1 protein-coding gene is annotated in these 1,191 nt (G+C 69.2%); it reads left to right on the top strand.

The window, feature by feature from the left end:
* Positions 1-1,025, top strand: a 1,025-nt coding sequence (locus tag GPA_RS01940; protein WP_041238795.1) for a D-alanyl-D-alanine carboxypeptidase family protein, incomplete at its 5' end; no start/stop codon positions are given.
* Positions 1,026-1,191: the final 166 nt, after the last annotated feature.

Here is a 1,191-nt window from a genome sequence, read left to right as displayed (position 1 = left end):
CCGCCGCGGTGGGCGAGTCGTCGGCGGGGCTGCAGGAGGGCGACGCCATGCCGCTCGAGGTGGCGCTCAAGGCGCTGCTCGTTCCGTCGGGCAACGATGCGGCCGTGGCCATCGCCGAGACGGTCGGCGGCAGCGAGGACGCGTTCGTGGCCGCCATGAACGCGAAGGCGGCGGAGCTCGGCTGCACCGACACCGTGTTCGAGAACCCCCACGGCCTGGACGACGGCGAGTTCGCCGGCGACCAGCACAGCTGCGCGGCCGACGTGGCGAAGATGGCCCGCTACGCCATGAGGAACGAGACGTTCCGGGCCATCGTGGGCGGCGGCGACACGGGCATCGTGGTGGACCGCGCCGACGGCACGAGGGCCACCATCGAGCTGGAGTCCACCGACGAGCTCATGGACTACTACGACAAGGCCATCGGCATCAAGACCGGCTTCACGGCGCTCGCGGGCCCCTCGTTCGCCGGCGCGGCGAGCAACGGGGAGAAGGAGCTCTACGCCATCGTCATCCACTCGACGTCCGAGACGCAGCGCTTCAACGACGCCGAGACGCTGTTCGAATGGGTCTACGAGCACGAGAGGGACTACCCGCTGGCCAACAGCACGCAGACGGCCTCAATGACGGTGGGCGGCCAGACGTCCGAGGTGCCCGTGGTGGCCGAGGTGCCGCACGCGGACTGGATCGATAAGACCGTGAAGGCCACGCTCTCCGACCCCGAGGCCTCGGTGCGCATATTCGACCTGAACGGCAACGTGAGCCAGTCGCTCGAGTTCGACGAGGTCAGGGGCGATGTGCATGCCGGCGACAAGGTGGGCACGATCACGTTCAAGCAGCGCAACGCCACCGTGGCCACGCTCGACCTCGTGGCCTGCGAGGACGTGGCGGCGCCCGACGTGTTCCAGGGCATTGGCATCTGGTGGGACCGCCTGTTCAGGGGCCTGTCCGGCCAACCGCAGACCGCCTCGGCCGTCACGTTGAACGAGACGCCGCTCGTCGTGGACAAGACCGCCGTCGTCGGCTAGCCGACGCGCCCGATAGAAGGAGCCGCACATGACCGAGAAATGCCCCGTATGCAACAACGAGCTGGCGCCCGACGATGCGGCGTGCCCGCACTGCGGCTTCAAGCTGCTCGGCTCCACGCAGCGCTTCGCCCCCGTGGCGCTGCCCGACGAGTCGTTCTCGCCCGAG

The organism is Gordonibacter pamelaeae 7-10-1-b (assembly GCF_000210055.1).
In the GTDB taxonomy this organism is placed as follows: Bacteria; Actinomycetota; Coriobacteriia; order Coriobacteriales; family Eggerthellaceae; genus Gordonibacter; species Gordonibacter pamelaeae.
Note: the sequence above shows the minus strand (reverse complement) of the source record. Positions and strands in the feature narration are given on the sequence as shown.